Raw genomic sequence first — 23,019 nt, forward strand, 5'->3', positions numbered from 1 at the left:
GCGTACCAGGGTCAGGGCCAGCCGCACGGGGTCAGATCGGCAGGCGTACGCCGGTGAGCTCCTCGGAGACCCGGACGAGACGCTCCCCCGCCTCGGGGTCGAGCGCATTGGCGGCCGGGCGCAGCACCCCCGGGCGGCCGGCGAGCTGGAACAGCCCGCCCGGCCCCCAGTAGTCACCGTTCGCCGCCCGGGGCGAGGCGAGGGCGGTGACCAGGGATCGGGCGCCCCCATCCTTGCCCTGCGCGACCACCGAGGCGGCGGCCCGCAGCCCCGGGACGCGTACGGTCGGCTGGTTCCGGCTGATCCCCGGCCGGACCGGGTCGAGGACGTCCATGGCGACCCCGGGATGGGCGACCAGGGACGTCGCCCCGCTGCCCGCCGCGGAGAGTCGCCGGGCCAGGGTGAACCCCAGGCTCATCACTGCGAGCTTGGACCGGGCGTACAGCTGCAGGTCCGAGGCGGTCGCGGGTTCGGGGAGGGAGTCGGCCGGTTCGCGTACGTTGCGGTGCGAGAGGCTGCCCACCAGCACCACCCGACCCTGGCTCTCCAGCAGCGCCGGCAGCATCGTGGCGACGAGGGCGAAGTGGCCCAGGTAGTTGGTTCCCCAGTGCAGTTCGAAGCCGTCGGCGGTGGTCGCCGGCAGGGCCGGCAGGCCGGTAGGGGGCCATGCCGGGTAGCCGATCACGCCCGCGTTCGCGAGCAGCGCGTCGACCCGGCCCTCCCGCAGTTGCCGGCCGGCGTCCCGGACCGAGGACAGGTCGGCCAGGTCCAGCGGCTGGTAGCGGACGTCGGCGCCCGGTACGAGGTCGCCGATGCTGCGGATGGCCGCGGCGGCGCGCTCCGGGTTGCGGGCGGCGATCACGACCGACGCGCCGAGGGCGGCCAGGTGCTCGGCGGCGAAGTAGCCGATGCCGCTGGCGCCGCCGGTGACCACGACCGTACGACCATCGAGGCGCGGCAGGTCGAGCGGTGCAGGCGAGGTCATCGCGGCTGCGGACATCTGGCGGGGCGGATCCTGCCGCCCGCCGGACCGGCGAAGGGGACTGCGCGACATGGACGGCTCCCGGTTCGTGGGCGATCGGCCTGATCACTGGCACCCGAAGGTGATCCGGATCATAGCCTCGCCCGGGTCCGGCCTCAGGCAGGTGCGAATGCCTCGGGCCGGGTGGCTGGGAACCGGGAGGGTCGGAGGACCGGACATCACACATAACTCTCAACATCTCTCAACCTTGGTTATGTTGGGTGTTATGTCGGCGTGAAGTCACCGGATCGGGACTCTCCAGGACCGCCGTCCTGCGCCAGGTGAGGGCCCTCATCGACGAGCGACTCGTGGAACCGACCGAGCCGCTGCGCAGCCCGCGACAGCGCTACCGCCGGACCTGACACGGCACAACATCACACATAGCTCTCAACCCTGGTGATGTTGGATGTTGTGTTCTCGGTCGCCGACCAGCGGCCCGGGTGCCGACGTACGACCCCGACTCACCCCTGCGTCTACCGCGACACGCGCACGAAGAGATCGCCGCGCTCCGCCGGCTTCGTATCGAGGACGCGGGAGCGCGGCGGTCGCGGGGTCCAGTGCCGGTGGCGGGATCTTAGGTACGCCGTATCTACTGATAGACCACCAGATACAGCGCACCCAAGCGACCCGAGGGGGCCGTCATGCCCGCCCGACCAGAGGGGCGGGACCCGGGCGCCGACGGTCCACCCCACCCCCGAGCCGACGTACGCCCGTCAGATCGAGCGGAACAGCGGGCTGCGGACCTGCTGGGCATCCGCGGCCGAGATGAATTTCTCGGTGTAGATGTCCTTCTCGAACAGCCGTCCCTGCATCAGGGCCGCGATGCAGGACTCGATCATCAGCGGTGGCCCGCACAGGTAGGCCTTGTGGCCGCGGAAGTCGTTCTCCATGACCTCCTTGGCGACCTCGTGCACGTATCCGCGCTCCCCCGACCACTCGCTGTCCTCCGGCTCACCGGAGAGCGCCGCCACGTACCGGAAGTTCGGGTGCTCCTCGGCCAGCTGCCTGAACTCCTCGTGGTAGTACAGCTCCTCCCGGTTGCGCTGGCCGTAGACCAGGACGATCGGCCGGTCGAAGTCCTCGGCCAGCAGGTCGAGGATCATCGACCGGGGACTCGACAGGCCCGAGCCACCCGCCATGAAGATCACCGGCTTGTCGGCCGACTTCTTCACGAAGAACCGCCCGTACGGCCCCGTCACGTGCAGCTGGTCCCCCACTGCCAGCCGATTGTGTACGTAGCCGGTCCCCTGGCCGCCCGGCACCAGCCGGATGTTCAGCTCGATCTCGTCGGACTCGCCCGGCGGGCTGGCGATGGAGAACGGACGGGATCCGATGTCCTCGGGCAGCTCGAGGTTGACGTACTGCCCGGCCTGGAAGGTCAGCGGCCGGTCCAGCCGGAGCCAGACCGCCTTGATCGTCGGGGTCAGGGACTCGATCCGGCTCACCGTGGCCCGGTAGTCCTCCACCGGGAGGTTGAGCGCGTCCGGGTCGTCCTCGATCTCCGCCTCGATGACCAGGTCGCTCTCCGGGGTGGCGCAGCAGGCCAGGGTCTTGCCCTCCTCGCGCTCGAAGTCCATCAGCGCGAAGGAGGATGCCGCCCCGTGCTCGACCTCACCCTCGAGCACGTCGATCTTGCAGGTGGCGCACAGGCCGTGGGTGCAGGCGTGCGGCAGGTAGATCCCGGCCCGCAGGGCCGCGTCGAGGATGGTCTGGTCCTCCTCGACCTCGATGGTGCGCCCGATCGGCTCGATGGTGACGTCGTAGCTCATCGTGGATCACACCCCGCAGAGGCTGTTCAGGCCGGCAGTCTCGAACCGCAGCCAGCTCTTGTGGTCGATCCCGTTCTCGGCGAGGCTCTTCGCCGGGTCCGGCGAGAACGGCTTGCCGCCCTTGGTCCACACGACGGTGTCCCAGTCGACGGCCGCCGCGTCCGGGTCGGGTCCGATGAGCATCGTCAGCGGGCCGTGCACCAGGTCGCCGAAGGTCATCTGCGGCGGCACGCAGAGCATGAACGGGGCCGCGAAGAGCAGGTGCTGGTGCCAGGCGATGTAGACGAGCTGCTCACCGCGGAAGTGTTCGACAGAGTCGCGGGGCACGCCCACGTATTCCTTGGTCGAGGTGAAGGTCATGGTCGTTCTCCCTACGAGTTCGAAGTGGTCTGCCGGCGCCAGGCCGTGAAGTTCTGCTCGTCGCCCGAGCCCACGTACTCACCGTTGTCGGTGTCGTTGATCAGTCCGACCCACTGCATCCAGTCCGGCACGCTGCCGGCGAGGTCCTCCTGGAACAGGTGCGGCATCGGCAGCCACGACTGGATGAACTTCTCCGGCTCGTTGTCGAACACGTCCTGGCAGCCGTCGGAGCAGAAGTGGTAGTGCTCGCCCTTGTACTCGACCTCGCGGTGGCACAGCGTGGTGGGGTCGCCGGGCTCGGTGAAGACGCACGGCAGCTGGCAGGTCTGGCAGAGCTGGGCCAGGCCGACGTTCTTGAACGGCGTGCCGGCCGCCTCGAGCTTCTTGATGTGCTCCCACCGCGGGCGGTAGTAGCGGTCGAAGGTGGTCGGATACTTCTCCGACAGCCAGTCCATGTCCTCGTCGCTGGGCACCCAGGTGTGGAAGGAGGTGCCGAAGTTCCACTGGTGGAAGGCCAGCATGAACTGGTGCGACATGTGGTCGATCGCCTGCTCGGCGTCGTCCCAGCCCTTCGGAGGCTTGATCCCGTAGCGGGCCAGGTCGCGGAACAGCGCGGTGCCGTTCTCGATCCCGTAAATGTTCCACGCCTCGCGCCAGGACATGACGCGCTTGGGGAGCATGTAGTCCATCATCGTGCTGACCAGGCCGAGGACCCGGAACCCCCGCCAGAACCACTTGTCGATCCAGGCCTGCACGATCGGCAGGTTGTCGGGGTCCTGCTCGAGCATGAACTTGATGCACTCCAGGCCGAGCGTCATGTGCCGGGCCTCGTCGGACTGCGCGGAGAAGCCGAAGGTGACGGTGGCCAGGTCGCCGTTGTACGCGGCACCGGACATGAACGGCACGAACAGCAGGTTGGTCAGCACGTACTCGAACGAGAAGCCGATCGCGATCATGAACTCGAACGGGCCGGCGCTCATCGCGTCGTCGAAGAAGGAGCGCGGCACCGAGGTGTACCACATCCGGTCCCGGGCGTCGGCGAAGGCGTGGAAGCCGTCGTAGAACTTGTTGTAGTTCGACAGCGCGTGCACCTGGGTCTGCGCATGGCGGATCTCGTCGATCGCCTGCATCTGGCAGGCGACCTGGGTGCCGACGCCGGCGAACTCGCGGCCGGCACGGGCGAAGCCGCGGTGGGCGGCGTACTCCCCCGGGCTGATCGCCTGCAGGAAGATCTTCAGCGCCGACAGGTAGCGGCCGTCGGTGATGTGCAGGTGGCCGTTGTTCTGGGCGTGGGCGTCCACGATGGCGTAGAACTTGCGTTCCTTCTCGGCCTGGAACTTCCAGTACGCGTCCATGGTCAGCCGGAAGGGATCCTCCCAGGCGTCCCAGTCGTGCACCTTGATGCCCTCGTACTCGACGTACGGGTAGATGGCCTCGCGGCTCTGGTAGGTCGGCTCCCAACCGAGGTCGCGCGTCATCACGCGATAGCGGTCCTTCATGTTGAGCTTGGCGCCCGGAGCGCCGGACTTCGCGGTGGGGGTCTTCGCGGTGGTGCCGGAGTTGGCAGCGGTGGTGGTCATGGAGGTCTCCTCACTCATTCCAGGTCAGGGTGAGGGAGTCTTCGTCCTCATCCATGTTGCCCGACAGCGTGATCAGGTTGATCTGAAGTTCCTGGAGGTCATAGGGACGGCCCATGAGCTCCTCGATGCTCTCGCGGTTGATCGTGAGCATGTGCTCGGCGTCGATCTTGACCATGGCCGGTTCACGGTTGACCACGGCATGGGGGTTGTCGGCCTCGATGGCCTCGATGACGGGACGCGTCTCCTCGTTCGCCTGCAAGGCGATGAACACCTTCGACATCTCAGTTGCCACCTTCCGTGGTGAGTCCGACCTTCTGCAGTCGTGCCGCCAGGTCGACCGCGGAGGCCTCCAGCGCGCCCTCTCCGTCGTCGCCTAGCGCCAGCCGCGCCAGCGGGAGAAGGGCCTCCTGGGCCCGTACCGTCCAGTGGCCCAGCCCCTCGTTGAGCACTGCGGCGTTCTCCGGGGACTCGGCCGCCATGGCCTTGAGGGTGGCGTCGAGCCACTTGCGGGACTCCACGAACCAGTCGGCCTGGAACTGGGTGACCATCGCGATCCCCGCCCCGCCGCGCTGGGCGAGGTACTGGTCGACGAAGCGCTCGTACACGAGCGGGTAGAGCAGGCCGTCGAGGGCGACATTCTGGGCGACGAAGAGCTCGACCGGGTCCCGGACCACGAGCAGGTCCTCGACCAGCCGGCGCAGGCCCTGCCAGGTGTCCTCCTCCAGCCAGGCGAGCTTCGCGGCGTCGAGGGCCTCGGTGCCGCCGAACAGCAGACCGAGCCGGGACAGGTACTGGGCGATGCCCAGGTTGTCCATCGCGTGGTACATGCAGGGCTGGGTGAACGGGACGCCGTAGCCATAGCCGCACACGAAGGTGTTGTTCTGGTTGGCGCCCCAGGCCAGGTGGCGCAGCGGGACCAGGACGCGCTCGGCGAGCGTACGCAACTCGTCGTCGACCAGGTCGATCAGGCCTCGCGACTCGACGAAGCCGAAGTTCGTCTCGGTCGCCTCCTGCTGGCGGGCGCGGGTCAGGGTGTAGGTGCTGTAGTAGTACTGGCGCGGATCCTTGAGGACCTGCCAGTCCTGCATCCGGATGCGGGACAGCTCCGGGTCGTAGAGCTCCTGCTCGGGGGCCCAGGTCGGGCGGTAGTGCAGGTTCTCGGTGGCCTGGAGGTCGTAGCTGCCCTCCTGGTAACGGGAAGCCGGCTTGTCGCCGAACCGGCGGACCAGGTGGTCGAAGGCCTTGCGGCGCGGTTCGATCGAGACGGTGCGCAGATCGATCTGCATGGTTGTCCTCCTCGTGACGTCGTTGTCGCTGGATGGGTTTGGGTCAACTGGGTGTCAACTGGGGGGACGGACGTCCGCCAGCCGCCAGTGGGTCGCGTCGGCCGGGTCCTCGGTCGAGGGCGCCTCCGGCTGGAGCGTGATGGCGTGGTGTTCCTGGCGGAACTCCTCGAAGGCCGCTCGGGGCAACACCATCTCGACGAAGATCTCGGGCTCTCCGATGGCGAAGTCGAACTCGACCAGGTCGTTCTCCCGTACGTGCGTGACACGGACGAAGCGACGCGTGGTGTCGAAGCCGGGAACGGTCATGTCGGCGGTTGCCGAGGCCGGAGCCTCGGCCCCGAGCGGGTTCTCCGTTGAACTCATGGGGCACCTTCCGTAGGGCTTTCCACGAAACTAAGTGGGCCGTCGGCCTCCTGGGCGGCCCCGGCGGCATGCCGGAACGTGACGCCGTTCACATGCCCGGGCCGTTCCGGATACCCGAATCCGGGGTATCGGCGGCCATTGGCACCAGAGGCTGAAGCCATCAAGGACCAGCGCCGGATCCCGGGAGGGCCAGATGCCTACAGAAGAACTGCACATCGTGGTGGGAGCGACCGGGGCGGTCGGCAGTGCGGTCGTCGCGCGGCTGGCCGGGGCGGGGCGTCGCGTCCTGGCCGTCGCCCGGACCGCCCGGGCCCTGGCGGACCTGTCCGAGCGCCATCCCCAGGTGCACACCTGTGTGGCCGACCTGTCCCGGGACGCCGCCGTCGACGCGATCCGCTCCAGGATCGACGCCCCGGTCCGGCTGGCGCTGTTCGCCGGCGCCCTGGGGATCTCCGGATCGGTGGACCAGATCCCCCTCGCCGACCTGGCCGCCGGCTTCGACCTCAAGGTCGGCGGCACGATCAGGCTGCTGCGGGCCGTACGGGACCGGCTGGCCGAACCGGCGAGCTTCGTGTCGGTCGCCGGTTCGCTCGGCTTCGAACCGGGCCCCCTGGATGCCGGACCGGGCGCGGTCAACGCCGCGCTCGCCAACGTGATGCGCCAGGTCAGCCTGCTGTACGGTCCGCGCGGCCTGGCCGTGCACACCATCGCGCCGGGCCCTCTGGAGACCCCGCGGCTGCACGCGCTGGCCCGGAGACGGGCGGAGGAGGCGGATCGGGAACCCGAGGAGGTGCTGGCCGAGTACGCGGCGAAGACGTCCTCCGGGCACCTGCCGTCCGCCGACGACGTGGCTTGGCTGGTCGAGATGCTGCTCGCACCACAGGCGCGGGCGCTGCACGGCTCGGTGCTGACCCCCGACGGCGGCGTACGCCACACCATCCTCTGACCGACCGATCCACTGCACACCACTCGCTGAGCAGAGCCTCACCGCGTACCGCACCGCTGAGCAGAGCCCCACCCAGCAACGACCGACCAAGGAGTCCCATGCCCGTCGCACACTTCCACCTGACCGACCCCACCCCCGAGCAGCGCCGTGAGATCCTGCTCCGCGCTTCCAGCCTCTACGCGCAACTGCTCGAGGCGCCGATGGACCGGGTCCGGATCTTCGTCCAGAGCTACCCCGCCGAGGCGGTGGCGACCAAGGGCGAGGTGGTCGCCGAGGGAGGCTCCCCCGCGCCGTACTTCACCGCCCTGACGCTGGCCGGTCGCCCGGCGGCGCAGCGGTCCGCGATCACCCGCGCCTTCACCGACCTGCTCGCCGAGGTGCTGGAGGTGGACGTCGCCCTGGTCCGTGGCCAGATCATCGAGGTCGCCCCGGAGAACTGGTCGATCGGCGGCGTCCCCGCCTCCGAGGTCCGGGCGGCGGAGATCGCGGCCCGGCAGTCGAAGTCCTGAGCCGGCGCCCATCCGTAGAACGGCCGCCCGAAGAACCACCACAGGCCCCCGCTCCCGGATGGAAGTGGGGGCCTGCGGCTGTCGCCTGGCACCCGAACCGATCGCACCCCGAACCAGCCGCGGACGTAATGCTTGGTTGCGGACGTTGTATGTACGGTCCGCAACGGCGATCAACGTCCGCAACCGTTTTGGAGCGAGACGGTGAGACGGTGAGACGGCGGGACGACGGCACGACGCCTACGGCGTGACGCTGCGGTACTGCGTCGGGGTGTCCAGCACGGCCATCGTGCAGCGGCTCACGCACACGAGCTTGCCGGCCTCGTTGGTGATCCGTACGTCCCAGACCTGGACCGTACGTCCCAGGTTGAGTGGCCGGGCTTCCCCGTAGAGGGTGCCGGGCAGCCCGGGGCGGACGTGGTTGGCGTTGATCTCCAGGCCCACCGTGTACTGCCCGGCCTGGTCGACGGTGTACTGGGCGGCCCAGCTGGCCAGCGTCTCGGCGAACAGCACCGAGGCACCGCCGTGGACCACGCCGGCGGGCTGGACGGTCCGCTGGTCGACCACCATCCGGCCGCGCAGGGAGTCCTCGGTGGCCTCGGTGATCTCGATGCCCAGGTGCTCCACCGCTGATCCCCGGCTGCGCTCGTTGATCTCGGCCACGTCCGGAGGCCCGTCGAACCATGGCCGGGTGAGGGCAGGGGCCACGGACGCCTGCGTCACGACTTGCCTCCCGGCCGGACGCCGAAGGCATTCAGCCCGGTGATCGAGCGGCCGATGATCAGGGACTGGATCGAGTCAGTGCCCTCGTACGTGTGCAGGGCCTCGATGTCGGCCATGTGGCGGACCACGTCGTTCTCCAGCAGGATGCCGTTGCCCCCGAGCATGTCCCGGGCATCGGCGGCGATCCGGCGGGCCCGGCGGGTGTTCTGGACCTTGGCCAGGGAGGCCTGCGCCTCGCTCACCCCGCTGGCCGCTTCGAGCTCGGCCAGCCGGCGGCAGTAGAGCGCCATCGCGACCAGGTCGCCGAGCATGTCGCCGAGGCGCTGCTGGATCTGCTGGTTGGCGGCGAGCGGACGGCCGAACTGGATCCGCGTGGTCGCCTGGTGGACGGCGGCCTCGTAGCAGGCGATCGCGTGGCCGAACGAGGCCCAGGCGATCTCGATTCGGGTGGCCCGCAGGATGCCGGCGATGTCGCGGAACGACCGGGCGCCGGGCAGCTGGGCCGACAGCGGGACACGTACGTCGGTGAGGGTGATGTGCGCCTGCGGGATGGCCCGCATCGACACCTTGCCGGTGATCGTCTCCGCCACGTAGCCCGGCCGGTGCTGCTCGACCAGGAAGCCGCTGACGCCGCCGTTCTCGGTCCGGGCCCAGACGACCGTCAGGTGGCCCACCGATCCATTGCCGATCCAGCGCTTGGCACCGTTGATGACCCACTCGTCGCCGTCCCGGCGGGCCGTGGTCTCCAGCGCGACCGCGTCGGAGCCGTGGTCGGGCTCGGTCAGCCCGAACGCCCCGAGGAGTTCGCCGCTGGCCAGCCGGGGCAGCCAGGCCTGCTTCTGCTCCTCGCTGCCGAGCATGGCGATCGAACGCATCGCGAGTCCGGGCTGCACGGCGACCACCGTCGCCACCGACCCGTCGTAGCGGGCGAGCTCCATGTGGACCAGTCCGGCCGCCAGGGGCGACATCTGCTGGTATCCGGGGATGTCCACTCCGGTGGTCAGCAGGCCGGCCTCGGCGAGCCGGGCGACGATCTCCAGCGGGTACTCGGCGGCCTCCCAGGCCTGGTTGATCCGGTCCAGTGCGCCCGGGTAGGCCGCGATGGCGCGGGCCCGGTCCCAGACCTCCCGGTCGGCGCCGCTGACGTCTGCGAAGACCTCGTACAGGTCGGTGGTCGGCAGGAAGGCGCCGCCCGGCACCCCCTCCGGGGTCGTCGTGGGGGCGTAGTCCTCGGTCATCCGGGAGCTGTCCTGTTCCTTGAACATCGTCGTTCCTCTCATGCGGGTGGGCGCTCTCAGGCGGTGGTGGAGTAGTCGTAGAAGCCGGAGCCGGACTTCTTGCCGAGGCAACCGGCCTCGAGCATCCGCCGTAGTCCGTCGGGAACGAGGAAGGCGGGGTCCCCGGTCTCGGAGTGGATCGCGTCGCCGATGTGGGCGACGACGTCGAGTCCGATCAGGTCGGACAGCTGGAGCGGACCCATCGGGTGTCCGCAGCCCAGGCGCATGCCGGCGTCGATGTCCTCGGCGCTGGCATAGCCCTGCTCGTGCATCCGCATGGCGGAGAGCAGGTACGGGACGAGCAGGAAGTTCACCACGAAGCCCGGCCGGTCCTCGACCACGATCGGGGTCTTGGCCAACTGCTCGGCGACGAACCGGCGCACCTGCTCGGTGACGTCGACCCGGGTGCTGGAGGGGGTGATGACCTCGGCCAGTCCCATCCGCGGGACGGGGTTGAAGAAGTGCAGGCCGAGGAAGCGCTCCGGCCGTTCCAGCGCCTCGGCCAGCCGGGTGATCGGGATCGAGGAGGTGTTGGAGGCGATCACCGCCTCGGGTCCCACCACCGCCTCGATCGCCCGCAGCACCTCGAGCTTGATCTGCAGGACCTCCGGCACGGCCTCGATGACCAAGCCGGGCCCGGCCAGGCCCTCCGGTGAGTCGACCAGGGTGAGGGCCTCGAGCCAGGCCGCGGCGTCGGTCGCCTCAGCCTGACCCTTCTGCACCGACTTCGCCAGGTTGCGCTCGATCGACGCGCGGGCGTCCGCGAGGGCGGCGGGGCGGGTGTCGTACAGGCTGACCCGGGCACCGCTGCGCAGGATGCTCTCCGCGATGCCGCGGCCCATGGTGCCGGACCCGACGACGCCGACATGCTCGTAGATGCTCACTGCGGATACCTCCGGAACAGGGCGGCCAGTGCCTGGCCACCGCCGATACACAACGCCACGATCCCGTACTCCAGGTCGCGTCGCTGCAGGTCCAGCGCCACGCGCAAGGCCAGGATCGCACCGGTGGCACCGATCGGGTGGCCCAGCGCGATGGCCCCGCCGTACGGGTTGGTCCGCTCGGGGTCGATCCCGCTGTCGCGGACCACCGCCAGCGCCTGGGCGGCGAAGGCCTCGTTGAGCTCGTACGTGCCGACCTGGTCGGGATCCAGCCCGGTCTCGGCGAACAGCTTGCGCAGCGCCGGCACCGGGGCGTAGCCCATGATCTCCGGCTCCAGCGCGGCGACGACCACGTGCTCGAGGGTGGCCAGGCCGGTCAGTCCGGCCTCCTTGACGTACGACTCGGCGGCCAGCACGACCGCGGCGCCGCCATCGTTGACGCCCGAGGCATTGCCGGCGGTCACCGTGCCCTCGGGCAGGAAGACCGGCCGCAGGCGGGCGAGGGCGGCCGCGTCCACGTCGGGGCGCGGATGCTCGTCCCGGTCGACCGTCCGCGGCTTCCGGCCGCCGATCCGGACGGGGACGATCTCCTCGGCAAAGGCCGCCTGGGCCTCCTCCGAGGCCGCCCGGCGCTGGCTGCGCAGGGCGAACGCGTCCTGGTCGGCGCGGCTGATGTCGAAGCGCTCCGCGACGTTCTCGGCGGTGATGCCCATGTGGTCGCCGCTGAACGGGTCGGTCAGCATCGCCACGGTCCCGTCGACCAGGGTGCGGTCCCCCAGCCGGGCGTTGGCCCGCTGCCCGTACGCCAGGAACGGCATCCGGGACATCGACTCGTCGCCACCGGCGACGACGACCCGGGCGGCGCCGGTGACGATCGCCTGGGCGCCGGACCAGATGGCCTGCAGCCCGCTGCCGCACAGCCGGTTCACCGTCAGCGCAGGCACGTCGGCGGCCAGGCCGGCCTCGAGCGCGACCCGGCGGGCGTTGTAGGCGTCGGTGCCGACCTGGCCGACACAGCCCATCATCACCTCGTCCACGTCCCCGGCCGGGACGCCACTGCGCTCCAGGGCGGCCCGGGCGGCGGTGGCGCCCAGCACGTGGGCATCGACGTCGGCCAGCGAACCGGCGTACGATCCGACCGGCGTACGTGCCCCGTGGACCAGGACGACGCGCTCAGCGGTCATCGTGCGACCCCGACGGTGGCCTTCTGCAGCCGGGAGCCGGCCTGGTCCGGGAGGGCGCGGCCGGCCAGTTCGGCGGCGACGTCGACGATCATGTCCTCCTGGCCGCCGATGATGCCACGTCGTCCCAGTTCGAGCAGGATGTCGCGGGCGGGGACGCCGTACTTGGCGGCGGCGCGCTTGGTCGGGTGGAAGAAGGTCGAGTAGACGCCCGCGTAGCCGAGCAGGAGCGCGGTCTCGTCGATGATCTGCGGGTCCTTCATCAGCGGGGCCAGTACGTGCTCGGCGGTGTCGATCAGCGGCCAGATGTCGGCGCCGGTCACCCACCCGGCCCGCTCCAGGGTCGCGGCCATCACCTCGGTCTGGGCGTTGCCTGCGCTCGCGCCGAGGCCGCGCAGCGAGCCGTCGACCCAGGTCGCCCCGTTCTCCACCCCGGCCAGGACGTTGCCGATGGCCACGCCGAGGTTGTTGTGGGTGTGGATGCCGATGTCACCGGGGATCGCCTGGCGCAGCGCGGCGACCCGGGCGGCGATGCTGCTGGGGACCAGGTAGCCGGCGGAGTCGACCACGTACACGACGTCGGCGCCGTACGAGGCGAGCTTGGCGCCCTGTTCGGCGAGCGGTCCGGCCTCGAGCTTGTGGCTCATCATCAGGAACGACATGACGCGCAGGCCCTTGTCCTTGGCCCATTCGATCGGCTGCTGGGCGCAGTCTGCCTCGGTGCTGTGGACCGCGACGCGCACCGTGCCGATGCCTGCGTCGATCGCCTTCTGCAGGTCGGGCAGCGTCGCGACGCCCGGCACGTACAACACGGCGATGTCAGCGTTCTCAGCCGCATCGCGGGCGGCGCGGACGTACTCGGCGTCAGTGGCGGCGGCGAAGCCGTAGTTGATGGACGAGGCGCCCAGCCCGATGCCGTGGGCGACCTCGATCAGCTCGACGCCGCCGGCGTCCAGGCCGCGGGCGATGTCGGCGACGTTCTGGGTGGTGAACTGGTGCGAGACGCTGGACATGCCGTCGCGCAGGGTGGTGTCGACGAGGTGGAGCTTCGGCCGCTGGGTCGTCATCGGCTCCTTCCCTGGGGTGGTCTGCGAGGTCATCGGAGGGCTCCGTTCAGGCTGGTCGAGGCGAGGGACTTCTCCGCCAGGGTCTTCTCGGCGATGACGTCGGCGACCCGCGCCGCGGCGGCGGTGATGATGTCGAGGTTGCCGGCGTACGTCGGCAGGTAGTCGCCCGCGCCCACGACCTCGACCATCACGGTGACCAGGTCCCCGTCGACGTCGATCATTTTCAGGGTGTAGCCGGGCACGTAGCGCTGGACCTCGGCGACGACGTCCAGGACGGCGCGCTCGATGGCCTCGGCGTCGGGCCGACGGACCTGCGCGTACACGGTGTCACGCATGTTCATCGGCGGTTCGGCCGGGTTGATGATGGCGATGGCTTTCGTACGATCGGCGCCGGCGACCTTGGCGAGGGCGCGGCTGGTCTTCTCGTTGAACTCGCTGAGGTTCTGGCGCGTGCCGGGGCCGGCGCTCTTCGAGGCGAGCGCAGCGACGATCTCGCCGTACTCGACGTCCGCGGCCTGGTTGATCGCCCAGAGCAGCGGAATCGTGGCCTGGCCGGCGCAGCTGATCATGTTCACGTTGGGGGCATCGAGGTGCTCGTGCAGATTGACCGCCGGCACGACGTACGGTCCGACGGATGCCGGCGTCATGTCGATCGCCCGGATCCCGGCCTCCAGGTAGCGGGGGGCCGCGGCGGCGTGGATCTTCGCCGAGGTGGCCTCGAATACCAGGTCCGGCAGCTCGTTGCGCCCGAGCAGCCAGTCGATGCCCTCGTGGGATGCCTCCAGCCCCATCTTCCGGGCCCGCTGCAGGCCCTCGCTGGTCGGGTCGATGCCGACCATGTAGACCGGCTCGACGAGTGGGGAACGGAGCAGCTTGTACATCATGTCGGTCCCGATGTTCCCCGAGCCGACGATGGCTGCCTTGAGTTTCGGCATGCCGCCTCCTTTGGCGTCCGTGTGGTCCAGCCACCCAGCAAGTGCCGGGGCTGGGAAGTCTGTGTCCCCGACTCTGTCCGGCCCGATGGCCTGCGCGGGGCGACGTCCTGCCGGTCCGTACGGGTGTGAGCCCGATCACGCGAAGTGTTCGGCCATCCCGAACGGCGGGGGGCACGGGCATTATGAACGCGCGGCGGCACGGCCCTCTGGTCAGGCCCGGCGGGATCGGGCACCCTGTTCCGAACGTCCGTCTACGCTGGAAGGATCACCCGTCCGGCGGATGGGTGACCGACGAAGGAGTTGGCGGTGGCGACCCTCAATACGATCGACAAGGTCGGCCTGGTGCTGGACCTGTTCACCCGCGAACGCCCCGAGTGGGGCGTCTCCGAGGTGGCCGCGGAGCTGAAGTCACCGCGCTCCAGCGTGCACGCGCTGCTGGCGAGCCTGGCCGAGATCGGGCTGCTGCGCTGGCGGCCCGGCGGCCGCTACCGGGTCGGCTGGCGGGTGCTCGAGCTCGCCGACGTCCACTACAGCTCCCGGGACCTGCGCGCCGTCGCCCGCCCCGTGCTGGAGCGCCTGGTGGCCGAGCACGGGGAGACCTGCCACCTGGCCGTGGCGCAGCAGCGCCAGGTGATGTACATCGATCGGTACGTCGGCACGCACAACGTCACGGTCAGCGGGATGCCGGTCGGCAAGCGCTCGGACCCGCACTGCACCGGGGTCGGCAAGGTCCTGATGGCCCACATCGACGCCGCGGAGATGGCGAACTACCTCGCCACCACCCCGCTGAAGCGCTACACCCCCAACACGATCACCGACCCGGAGGCGATGACCGCCGAGCTGGCCCGGATCCGTGCCCGGGGCGTGGGGTACGACCTCGGCGAGGCGGTCTCGGACGTCTACTGCGTCGCCGCCCCGATCCGGGACGACCTGGGCGACGTCATCGCCGCGATCAGCCTGAGCTCGCCGGTGAGCCGCTTCGAGAAGAAGAAGGAGGCCTACACGCGTTCGGTCAAGACCGCCGCCGACGAGATCTCCCGCCAGCTCGCAGCTTCGCAGGCGATCGAGCACGCGGAGGTCGCCCACGACTTCTCCGGGAGTCCGGTGCCGGCGGAGCCGCCGGCGGTGACGGCGTGAATCGGGGCCTGACCCGGGCGGCGTGAGGCGGGCGTGGGCCGGCGGCGCCCAGGGCCCCAGGCCCTGGGCGCCGATCCGCGTACAAGGCCGGATCGTACGAAGGCCAGATCTCTACGAGGGTCAGATCTTGATGCAGACGTTGGAGGTCTCGGTGTAGAACTCCAGGCCGTGCACGCCGCCCTCGCGGCCGATCCCGGAGTGCTTCATCCCGCCGAAGGCAGTGCGCAGGTCGCGCAGGAACCAGTCGTTGACCCAGATGATGCCGGCCTGGAGCCTTGGTGCGACGCGCAGGGCGCGGCTGACGTCGGTGGTGAAGAAGGTGGCCGACAGTCCGTAGTCGGTGTCGTTGGCCATCCTGATCACCTCGTCCTCCTCGCTGAACGGGATCAGTGCGGCGCACGGGCCGAAGATCTCCTCGCGGCAGGTCCGCGCGTCGTGGGCCAGTCCGGCCCACAGCGTCGGCTCGACCCAGGACCCGTTGTCCCGCTCGTCCCCGAAGTGCGGGACGCCACCGCCGACCAGCACCTCGGCCCCCTCGTCGCGGGCCACCTGGTAGTAGCCGACGATCTTGTCACGGTGCTCGTCGGAGACGACCGGACCGAGGGTCACGCCCTCCTCGTCGGGGTAGCCGGGCTTGAGGCCCTCGGCGTACGCGACGAGCCGGTCCTTCATCTCCTCGAAGACGGACTCGTGGACGTAGACCCGTTCGGTGCCGAGGCAGACCTGGCCGGTGTTGAGGAAGATCGACCGACCCAGGATCGTGGTGGCGAGGTCCAGGTCGGCGTCCTCGAAGACGATGCCCGGGTTCTTGCCGCCCATCTCCATCGAAGTCGCCTTGAGCGTCGGCGCGACGGCCTGCAGGATGCGGCTGCCGGTGACGGTCTCGCCGGTGAAGGTGATGCCGTCGACGCCGCGGTGGGTGGTCAGCATCTCGCCGACCTTCCCGCCGCCGTGGACGACGTTGTAGACCCCTGCCGGCACGCCCACGTCGTTCATCACCTGACCGAGCAGGGCGGCGGTCGAGGGCGTCACCTCGGAGGGCTTCACCACCACGGTGTTGCCGAATGCGAGGGCCGGTCCGACCTTCCAGGTCATCAGCAGCATCGGCGCGTTCCAGGGCGAGATGACTCCGATCACGCCGCGGGGGTGTCGTACGCCGAAGTTGAGCGCGCCCTGCCCGTCGGGGGTCTCCATCCGGAAGGCCTCGGTCGCGTTCTCGCGCAGCGTGTGGGCGAAGGCACGGAAGTTGGCCGCACCGCGCGGGATGTTGACCCGCTTGGCCATGTTGTACGCCTGGCCGGTGTCGGTGACCTCGGCCTCGACGAACTCGTCGAACCGCTGGGCGATGCCGTCGGCGACCCCGATCACCAGGTCGATCCGCTCGTCGGCGGTGAGTCTGCCCCAGAGCCCGTCCAGCGCGGCCCGGGCCGCGGCGACCGCGCGGTCGACGAGGGCGGCGTCCGCCTCGTGCACGTGGGCGGCGACCTGGCCCGTCACCGGGTAGTGGACGTCGAAGGTGTTGCCGGTCTCGACGTAGCTGCCGTCGACGAAGTTGGCGACCGTACGGGTCTGGATGGGCATGGGGCTCCTCCTCGAGAAGTGGGTGGGTCGCGCCTGGGCCAGACCGGGCCGGTCGGGCAGGGACGCTGGTACGGGCCGGGTCAGTCGCTGTAGGCGTAGATCGAGCCGAGGGTGGTGAAGTGCACGCCGACGGACGTGCCGGGGGGTGCGAACCAGGCGGTGGTGATGCCGCCGGTGAGCACGATCCAGCCTGGCTCGAGGGCCAGTCCGCGCTCGGCCAGGACGTTGACGGCAAGGGCAAGTGCCTCCCCGGGGTGGTCCTGGATCGCGGCGCCGGTGGCGGAGTCGACGATCTCGCCGTTGACCTCGACCAGGACGGCCTCGGCGGCGAGGTTGATCCGGTCCGGAGGGACGCTGACCGGGCCTGTCGTGAAGCGGCCGGACGAGTTGTTGTCGGCGATGACGTCGCCGATCCTGAACCTGAAGTCGCGGTAGCGCGAGTCGATGATCTCGACCCCGCCCAGCACCGATCCCACCGCGGCCATCGCCTGGGCGGCGGTGACGCCCGGTCCCTCGAGCCGGTCCTTCATCACGAACACGATCTCCGGCTCGACCCGCGGGTGGATCAGCTTGTCCTGGGGGATCGGATCGCCGGCGGGCAGGACCATGGCGTCGGTCAGCCAGGCCACCCCCGGGGAGTCGATGCCGACCATCGCCTGCTTGGCGCGCGAGGTGACGCCCAGCTTGATCCCGATCAGCGTCTCGCCGCGTGCCAGGCGCCGGGCGAGGTTCTGGTCCTGGATGGCATACGCCAGGGCAGTGTCGGTCGCCAGCTCGGGCCACTCGTCACTGAAGGGCGTACGATCCCTGACCTCGTCCTCGCAGGCGAGGAGCTCGGTGCCGACGCTCTCGGCGTCCCAGACGCTCTGCACGGTCTCCACGGCGTTCTCCCCCGTCGTCATCACGGCCTTCCCTACGCTCGTCTCAACGGTCATGCTGCTGCTCCTTCGTTCCCGGCGAAGACCGCTGTCACGCTGCCGAGGCCGCCGAACTGGGCGGTCACCCGGTCGCCGGGTGCGATGTCGATGGCCCGCATCACCGAACCGGGCAGGATCACGTTGCCGGCCTCCAGGGTGACGCCAAAGCGGCCGAGGGTGTTGGCCAGCCAGACCAGGGAGTTGAGCGGTGAGCCGAGGACCGCACCACCGGCACCGGTGCCCACGATCCGGCCGTTGCGATACATCGTGCAGCCGACCAGGCGCAGGTCGAGCCCCTCCAGCCGTCGCGGCGGCCCGCCGAGGATCACGCCACCACCGGAGGCGTTGTCGGCGATGGTGTCGACGATGCCGATCCTCCAGTCCTGGATCCGCGAGTCGACCACCTCCAGGGACGGCAGCACGTACGCGACCGCGTCGATGGCGTCCGGCAGCGTCACGTACGGGCCGGCCAGGTCCTTGCGGAGCACGAAGGCGATCTCCGGCTCGAGCCGCGGCTGGATGTGCTCGTCCAGCGGGATCGGCATGTTCTCCAGGTAGAACTGGTCGGCGAAGAGGTGGCCGTAGTCGGGCTGGTTGACGCCCATCTGGCGCTGCATCGCCGCCGAGGACAGGCCGACCTTGTGGCCCTTCACGATCCGGCCGTCGGCCAGCCACTTCTTCACTGTCAGCAACTGGATCTCGTACGCGTCGGTGACGTCGATGTCCTCGTACGTCTCGACCAGCGGCGGAATGGGCTGGCGGGTGCGGTTGGCCTCGAACAGCGCTTCCGCTGCTCGTTCACGCAATGCGGTGTGCACGGACGTCTCCTGTCGGTCCTGGTGTTCGATGAGCAGAGCCAACCACCACGGGGGCACCGGCAGGGGTTTGTGCTGCCGCTGGACGAACGCAGCGGACCGAACCGCCGCTGTCGTTCGGCTATCCCGAATGTGATGCCGATCACCTTGCGGCGTGGGGTGGACTGTTGTCACGGGGCTCGGCAACGACGCCGGCCCGCGATCACAGGAGGACACAATGGCGCTCACCGGTGTCACACGACTCGGCTACGTCCACGCCAAGGTCACCGACATGGCCGACGCCAAGCAGCACTACTGCGAGAACCTTGGCCTGCTCCCCACCACGGAGGAGGACGGCAAGCTCTACCTGAAGGGCTGGGACGAGTGGGACCACCACTCCGTCCTGCTCGAGGAGGGTGGCGTCGGGGTCACCAAGATCGGCTTCAAGGTCAACAAGGTCGAGGACCTCGACACCATCGAGAAGAAGGCCCAGGCGTACGGCGACGTACCGACCGAGCGGATGTCGGCCGGGGAGAACGCCGAGGTCAGCGACGGCCTGCGGTTCCGGTTCGGCGGCCACACGATCGAGCTGTACCACGACATGACCGAGGTGGGCGTCGAGGTGGGCGTCATCAACCCGGACTCGTTCCCGCAGGAGATCAAGGGCATCGGCGCCCCGATCCTCGACCACGCCCTGCTGGCACTGGACGACGTGGACGGGATCGAGCGGTTCTTCATGGAGGTCCTGGACTTCTACCCGTCCGAGCGGATGGTCGCCGACCACAGCGAGGGGGCGCCGGTGATCGCGACCTGGCTGAGCGCGGGCAACAAGACCCACGACATCGCCTTCCTCAAGGGCCCGGACGCCAAGCTGCACCACTTCTCGTTCTACCTGAAGGACTGGGGCGCGGTGACCGCGGCGGCCGACCTGCTGGTGCACCGCGACGTGCCGCTGGACCTGGTGCCGACCCGGCACGGCATCACTCGCGGTGAGACCACGTACTTCTTCGACCCTTCCGGCAACCGGAACGAGACCTTCTCCGGCGCGTACGTGATGTACCCCGACCGCCCCTGCGTGACCTGGACCATGGACCAGCTGGGCAAGGGCCTGGACTACTACCGCCGCGAGGTGACGGACACGTTCCTGACCGTGTTCAGCTGATCGGCCGGTCGGGCCCACGACGCTGGGTACGTCCCACGGGTCGCGGCCACGATCCATGGCCTGGGCACGACCCATGCCTCTAGGGTGCGCCGTATCTACGGATAGACCACCAGATACGGCGCACCCAAGGGAGCCGATCGCCGGCGTCACCGGGCCACCGGGCCACGCCAGCGACGCCCGATATTCAGGAGCGCGGGGCATCTCCTTCGGGCCGACGCGTGATCGCTGCGAGGCGCCCGGCGGACGGCCCGACCAGCCAACAGCCCGACGCCACTACTAACCCGAGCGCCCCGACCACCCCCAGCCATGTCCAGAGGAATCCGGCCAGGGCGTCGAAGTAGGCCCCCGCGACGACTGGGCTGACGGCTTCCGCGGGCGTGGTACCGACGAACCAGCCCCGCAGCAGCGTCAGCGCGATGCCGAACGCGAGCATCGAAGCGGCGACGCCGAGCCCGACCAGGAGACCTGCCCGACGCCGGTCCCTCGCCAGGACGACCCCCGCAGCAGCCACGACAAGGGTGACCACCGGGGACCACCCGCCGAGCGTGTCCAACAGGCGGAAGACGTGCTGCCCGCGGGCGATGGCTCCGGAGTGCACGAGGACGAAGGACCGGTCCACCACCGGGATGATCCGAGCCAGCCCGAATCCGCGGCTCTCCAGGTCCGCCTTGGCCGCCGCGACGATCGGGGCCACGTTCACCGTGATGGCGCCGCCCGGGGCACTCAGCGTGCCGTCCTGGTTCCCCTCCAGCAGCCCGACGACCTGACGGTGTCCGTCCCGGTTGAGCTGCGCCCACAGCTCCGGGAACCGGGGGCTCGCGAGCAGCGCATCCACCTGCTCGCGCGTGAGTGCCTCGATCCGTCGGTTGATCGGGCCGGTGATTGCCTCCGGCACACCCCTCCCGGCCTGCTCCAAGGCGTCGGTCACCGTCGTCGTGGCCGCCTCGGCGAGGGCGTCCCTGACTGCCGGGTCCTCGGCGAGTGGGGCAACCGTCGCCACATAACGGTCGGTATCGGACAGCACTGTGCTCACCCAGACCGACGCGATCGACAGCGGAGCCATCAGGCACGCCAGCGTCAGGAGGATCACCGAAGCGGTGCGTCTCGCAAACCGCCTCGTCGATCCGCTCGCAGGCGGTCCGGCAGGGACTCCGGTGGGCGGTCCGCCTGGCGCCCTCGTGCCGCTACTGGAGACCCGAGCGGCCTCGAAGGCCGCCTCGAGCTCGGCCAAGCGTGCTTGCAGACGCTCGACCTCAGGCGTATCAGGCATCTGTCTCCTCCCGTACGACGACTCTGGCGTGCGCCCCACGACTCTTGGATGCGCCATATCTACGGATAGACCTCAGATACAGCGCACCCCAGCGAGCGGAGACGACGTACCAACGCCCCGACTCATGGGTTCCTGACGATGTCGACCGAGATCTCGATCGCCGGGACCGCTCCCTTGTTCTCCAACCAATGGGTCGTGTGGCGGTCCTCGGGCCAGCCCACTCCCGGCCCGTACTCGGTGTCGACCCCGTTGCGGTGGTCGGTGATCGTTCCCTGCAGGACGTAGACGGTGCCGGGTCGGCCCTTGTGGTCGTGGATCGGGCCGAAAACCCCTCCCGGATCGATCGTCACCATCCGCATCCGGAGCTGACGCCCCTCCATCCCCTCGATCTCGCCGGCGAGATCAACCGTCGTCAGGAATTCGATCGTGACGCCCTTGGTCTGGGGACCCACCTGTTCGCTGCTCATCGTGCTCTCCTCTCGGGAGGTCCAGCCCCGCCGGCGCCAAAGCGGGGTGCGGAACGTATGCCAGGGCTGTCCCCTGATCACTCACGTTGCTCCGCCATCGTCGGCCGGTCAAGGGATCAGTGGGTGGATCAAGGGATCGGCGCGTGGCCCAGGGATCAGCGCATGGCCAACGGTTCGACGAGGCTCCCGAACTGGAGGGAGCCCAGCGGGCCGGCCGCCCCGGGTGAGACGCGGATCGCAACCGAACCGGAGGACCGGCCTGCCGCAGGGTGCCAGCATGGTGCTCGACGCGGAATCGCCGCGCCCCGGACCAGGAGTGCCTCATGCGCCGTCTCCGTCTCTTCGCCCTGCTGCCGGCAGTGGCACTGCTCGCACTGGGGCCCGCGCCGGCCGCGAATGCCGCCACCAGCACGACCGCCACCATCAGCTGGCGCTCGGACTGCTACGTCGGGGCGCGCGTGCTGTGCGCCGACCAGACCAACAACAAGCTGGCGTACTTCAAGAACGGCGTGCTGATCTACGAGCTGGACGCCCGCTTCGGGCCGACCGGCTCCACCACCATCAGCCCGACCAGGAACGGCGACGACACCATCTTCCGCAAGGTCAGGAACGACTGGTCGACCCTCTACAACTCCCCGATGCCCGATGCCATGTACTTCGACGGCGGGGAGGCGGTGCACTACTCGAGCGACTTCGCCACGTACGGCTGGACGGACACCAGCCACGGCTGCATCAACATCCGCGACCGGGCCGCCCTCGACGTGATCTACAAGGAGATCAAGCTCGGCGACCCGATCCACATCTGGGGCACTCCCCCGCCGCCGACCAGCTGACCGGGACGTACGACAGGAGCCGGCGAACGTCGTACGCCCAGAGGCGCTTCAGCGTCGGAGGGTACGGGCCGAGGGAACCGCAGGTCAGCCGCCCTCGATCTCCTCCGGCGCGACCGCGGCGGTGCGTTTGGTCGCCGTGAGGTACAGCCGGTGCGCGGTGATCACCGCGACCAGCCAGGCCGTGCCCAGCAGCCAGGCGCCCAGCACGTCGGTGAGCCAGTGGTGGCCCAGGAACACCCGGCTGACCCCGATGGTGAAGGCGAAGAGGGCGGCCACCACGACGGTGAGGATCCGGGTGCGGCGGCTGTGCTGGCGCAGCAGCAACAGGTAGGCGACGATCCCGGCGATCACCAGCGAGTTGAGCGAGTGCCCCGAGGGGAAGGCCGGGGAGTACTCGTACGGCGGGACCGCATCCACCAGCGGCGGCCGGGCGCGGCCGAGGAGCTGCTTGCCGGCGATGGTCATCAGCAGGGAGCCCGCCCCTGCGGCGGTGATCAGGATGACCGGGGTCCAGGATCGTCGATGGACCGCCAGGATGACCATGATCACGGCCGCCACGATCGGCATGCCGACCGCGCCGCCGATGTTGGTGTAGTCGGTGGCAAGGCTGTCCAGCCAAGGGGAACGCAGATTCATCATGGCCCGCAGCACCGGCTGGTCCAGCAGCGCGATCCCGTTGGCCTGGGCGATGTTCTCGTACAGCTCGGACGTCACCCAGGTCAGCGTGGCGCTCACCGCCGCACCGATGGCCAGGATGATGATCAGCACGGTCCTCGGACCCAGCACCAGGCTGATCCGCTGCACGGTCCGGGCCAGCCAGCCGCCTACCGGGGTCTCCCAGTGGGTCAGGTCGCGGCCGCCGACCTGGCGGTCCTCCCGCAACTCCCCTTCGGTGCCCTTGTCGGGGTCCTCGGAGTCATCCGGCCGGTTCGACATGTACATCACCTCGTTCCTGGTCTCGCG

24 protein-coding genes are annotated in these 23,019 nt (G+C 69.7%); 5 read left to right on the forward strand and 19 right to left on the reverse strand.

Annotated elements, in window-relative coordinates:
• Positions 1–31: 31 nt before the first annotated feature.
• The 7 genes from GA0111570_RS06275 to GA0111570_RS06305 all read right to left on the reverse strand — a co-directional run bounded on the left by GA0111570_RS06275 (position 32) and on the right by GA0111570_RS06305 (position 6,379).
• Positions 32–1,000, reverse strand: coding sequence for an SDR family NAD(P)-dependent oxidoreductase (locus GA0111570_RS06275; RefSeq protein ID WP_175557353.1), 969 nt, complete (start codon positions 998–1,000; stop codon positions 32–34).
• 734 nt (positions 1,001–1,734) lie between these two features.
• Positions 1,735–2,790 (reverse strand): NADH:ubiquinone reductase (Na(+)-transporting) subunit F, encoded by a 1,056-nt coding sequence (locus GA0111570_RS06280; protein WP_092607960.1) that lies wholly within the window; start codon positions 2,788–2,790, stop codon positions 1,735–1,737.
• Between the two features lie 6 nt (positions 2,791–2,796).
• Positions 2,797–3,150, reverse strand: a complete 354-nt coding sequence (locus tag GA0111570_RS06285; RefSeq protein WP_092607963.1) for a phenol hydroxylase subunit P4 — start codon at positions 3,148–3,150, stop codon at positions 2,797–2,799.
• A gap of 11 nt (positions 3,151–3,161) precedes the next feature.
• Positions 3,162–4,730 carry a YHS domain-containing protein gene (locus GA0111570_RS06290; RefSeq protein WP_092607966.1) on the reverse strand — a complete coding sequence of 523 codons (1,569 nt, stop codon included), beginning with the start codon at positions 4,728–4,730 and terminating at the stop codon, positions 3,162–3,164.
• A 10-nt stretch (positions 4,731–4,740) separates the two neighbouring features.
• The gene (locus GA0111570_RS06295) at positions 4,741–5,010 is read right to left on the reverse strand and encodes an MmoB/DmpM family protein (protein ID WP_092607968.1); all 270 of its coding nucleotides are present in this window, start codon (positions 5,008–5,010) and stop codon (positions 4,741–4,743) included.
• Between the two features lies 1 nt (position 5,011).
• Positions 5,012–6,016 carry a ferritin family protein gene (locus tag GA0111570_RS06300; RefSeq protein WP_092607971.1) on the reverse strand — a complete coding sequence of 335 codons (1,005 nt, stop codon included), beginning with the start codon at positions 6,014–6,016 and terminating at the stop codon, positions 5,012–5,014.
• A 54-nt stretch (positions 6,017–6,070) separates the two neighbouring features.
• Entirely contained in the window at positions 6,071–6,379 is a 309-nt protein-coding gene (locus tag GA0111570_RS06305; protein ID WP_217634044.1) for a phenol hydroxylase subunit, read from the reverse strand.
• Positions 6,380–6,572: 193 nt separating this feature from the next.
• Here GA0111570_RS06305 and GA0111570_RS06310 point away from each other — a divergent pair, with 193 nt between their 5' ends.
• Positions 6,573–7,325, forward strand: coding sequence for an SDR family NAD(P)-dependent oxidoreductase (locus GA0111570_RS06310; protein WP_092607974.1), 753 nt, complete (start codon positions 6,573–6,575; stop codon positions 7,323–7,325).
• A 98-nt stretch (positions 7,326–7,423) separates the two neighbouring features.
• Positions 7,424–7,834, forward strand: coding sequence for a tautomerase family protein (locus tag GA0111570_RS06315; RefSeq protein ID WP_092607977.1), 411 nt, complete (start codon positions 7,424–7,426; stop codon positions 7,832–7,834).
• Positions 7,835–8,071: 237 nt separating this feature from the next.
• On the opposite strand, the gene GA0111570_RS06320 is transcribed toward GA0111570_RS06315, so the two are convergent.
• From GA0111570_RS06320 to GA0111570_RS06345, 6 genes are read right to left on the reverse strand one after another with little or no spacing between them, the layout of a single operon-like run.
• Positions 8,072–8,554, reverse strand: coding sequence for a hotdog fold thioesterase (locus GA0111570_RS06320; RefSeq protein WP_217634045.1), 483 nt, complete (start codon positions 8,552–8,554; stop codon positions 8,072–8,074).
• On the reverse strand, positions 8,551–9,819 hold the full coding sequence (locus tag GA0111570_RS06325; RefSeq protein ID WP_092607980.1) for an acyl-CoA dehydrogenase family protein: 1,269 nt from the start codon (positions 9,817–9,819) through the stop codon (positions 8,551–8,553). Before GA0111570_RS06325 ends, GA0111570_RS06320 begins: the two co-directional genes overlap by 4 nt.
• A 29-nt stretch (positions 9,820–9,848) precedes the next feature.
• Positions 9,849–10,715: a 3-hydroxyacyl-CoA dehydrogenase family protein gene (locus GA0111570_RS06330; RefSeq protein WP_217634046.1), complete on the reverse strand. Its 867-nt coding sequence runs from the start codon at positions 10,713–10,715 to the stop codon at positions 9,849–9,851.
• Entirely contained in the window at positions 10,712–11,896 is a 1,185-nt protein-coding gene (locus GA0111570_RS06335) for a thiolase family protein (RefSeq protein WP_092607983.1), read from the reverse strand. Before GA0111570_RS06335 ends, GA0111570_RS06330 begins: the two co-directional genes overlap by 4 nt.
• Positions 11,893–12,993, reverse strand: coding sequence for a 4-hydroxy-2-oxovalerate aldolase (dmpG, locus tag GA0111570_RS06340; protein ID WP_217634047.1), 1,101 nt, complete (start codon positions 12,991–12,993; stop codon positions 11,893–11,895). Before dmpG ends, GA0111570_RS06335 begins: the two co-directional genes overlap by 4 nt.
• On the reverse strand, positions 12,990–13,895 hold the full coding sequence (locus tag GA0111570_RS06345) for an acetaldehyde dehydrogenase (acetylating) (RefSeq protein WP_092607985.1): 906 nt from the start codon (positions 13,893–13,895) through the stop codon (positions 12,990–12,992). Before GA0111570_RS06345 ends, dmpG begins: the two co-directional genes overlap by 4 nt.
• A gap of 306 nt (positions 13,896–14,201) precedes the next feature.
• Between GA0111570_RS06345 and GA0111570_RS06350 the strand changes: the two genes are divergently transcribed.
• Entirely contained in the window at positions 14,202–15,032 is an 831-nt protein-coding gene (locus tag GA0111570_RS06350) for an IclR family transcriptional regulator (protein WP_092607988.1), read from the forward strand.
• Between the two features lie 120 nt (positions 15,033–15,152).
• Here the strand turns inward: GA0111570_RS06350 and GA0111570_RS06355 are convergent, their stop codons facing one another.
• The 3 genes from GA0111570_RS06355 to GA0111570_RS06365 all read right to left on the reverse strand — a co-directional run bounded on the left by GA0111570_RS06355 (position 15,153) and on the right by GA0111570_RS06365 (position 18,348).
• Positions 15,153–16,613 carry a 2-hydroxymuconic semialdehyde dehydrogenase gene (locus GA0111570_RS06355; RefSeq protein ID WP_092607991.1) on the reverse strand — a complete coding sequence of 487 codons (1,461 nt, stop codon included), beginning with the start codon at positions 16,611–16,613 and terminating at the stop codon, positions 15,153–15,155.
• An 80-nt stretch (positions 16,614–16,693) separates the two neighbouring features.
• The gene (locus tag GA0111570_RS06360; protein WP_217634048.1) at positions 16,694–17,548 is read right to left on the reverse strand and encodes a 2-keto-4-pentenoate hydratase; all 855 of its coding nucleotides are present in this window, start codon (positions 17,546–17,548) and stop codon (positions 16,694–16,696) included.
• On the reverse strand, positions 17,545–18,348 hold the full coding sequence (locus tag GA0111570_RS06365; RefSeq protein ID WP_092607994.1) for a 2-keto-4-pentenoate hydratase: 804 nt from the start codon (positions 18,346–18,348) through the stop codon (positions 17,545–17,547). Before GA0111570_RS06365 ends, GA0111570_RS06360 begins: the two co-directional genes overlap by 4 nt.
• A 214-nt stretch (positions 18,349–18,562) precedes the next feature.
• On the opposite strand from GA0111570_RS06365, the gene GA0111570_RS06370 reads away from it, so the two are divergent.
• Positions 18,563–19,486, forward strand: coding sequence for a VOC family protein (locus GA0111570_RS06370; protein WP_092607997.1), 924 nt, complete (start codon positions 18,563–18,565; stop codon positions 19,484–19,486).
• Between the two features lie 184 nt (positions 19,487–19,670).
• On the opposite strand, the gene GA0111570_RS06375 is transcribed toward GA0111570_RS06370, so the two are convergent.
• Both GA0111570_RS06375 and GA0111570_RS06380 read right to left on the reverse strand, forming a co-directional pair.
• Entirely contained in the window at positions 19,671–20,549 is an 879-nt protein-coding gene (locus GA0111570_RS06375) for a hypothetical protein (RefSeq protein ID WP_139283162.1), read from the reverse strand.
• A gap of 329 nt (positions 20,550–20,878) precedes the next feature.
• The gene (locus GA0111570_RS06380) at positions 20,879–21,223 is read right to left on the reverse strand and encodes a cupin domain-containing protein (RefSeq protein WP_092608003.1); all 345 of its coding nucleotides are present in this window, start codon (positions 21,221–21,223) and stop codon (positions 20,879–20,881) included.
• A gap of 323 nt (positions 21,224–21,546) precedes the next feature.
• Between GA0111570_RS06380 and GA0111570_RS06385 the strand changes: the two genes are divergently transcribed.
• On the forward strand, positions 21,547–22,056 hold the full coding sequence (locus GA0111570_RS06385) for a L,D-transpeptidase (RefSeq protein ID WP_092608006.1): 510 nt from the start codon (positions 21,547–21,549) through the stop codon (positions 22,054–22,056).
• Between the two features lie 84 nt (positions 22,057–22,140).
• Here the strand turns inward: GA0111570_RS06385 and GA0111570_RS06390 are convergent, their stop codons facing one another.
• Positions 22,141–22,992: a phosphatase PAP2 family protein gene (locus GA0111570_RS06390; RefSeq protein ID WP_092608289.1), complete on the reverse strand. Its 852-nt coding sequence runs from the start codon at positions 22,990–22,992 to the stop codon at positions 22,141–22,143.
• Positions 22,993–23,019: the final 27 nt, after the last annotated feature.

This window comes from Raineyella antarctica, from assembly GCF_900092135.1.
Lineage (GTDB): Bacteria > Actinomycetota > Actinomycetes > Propionibacteriales > Propionibacteriaceae > Raineyella > Raineyella antarctica.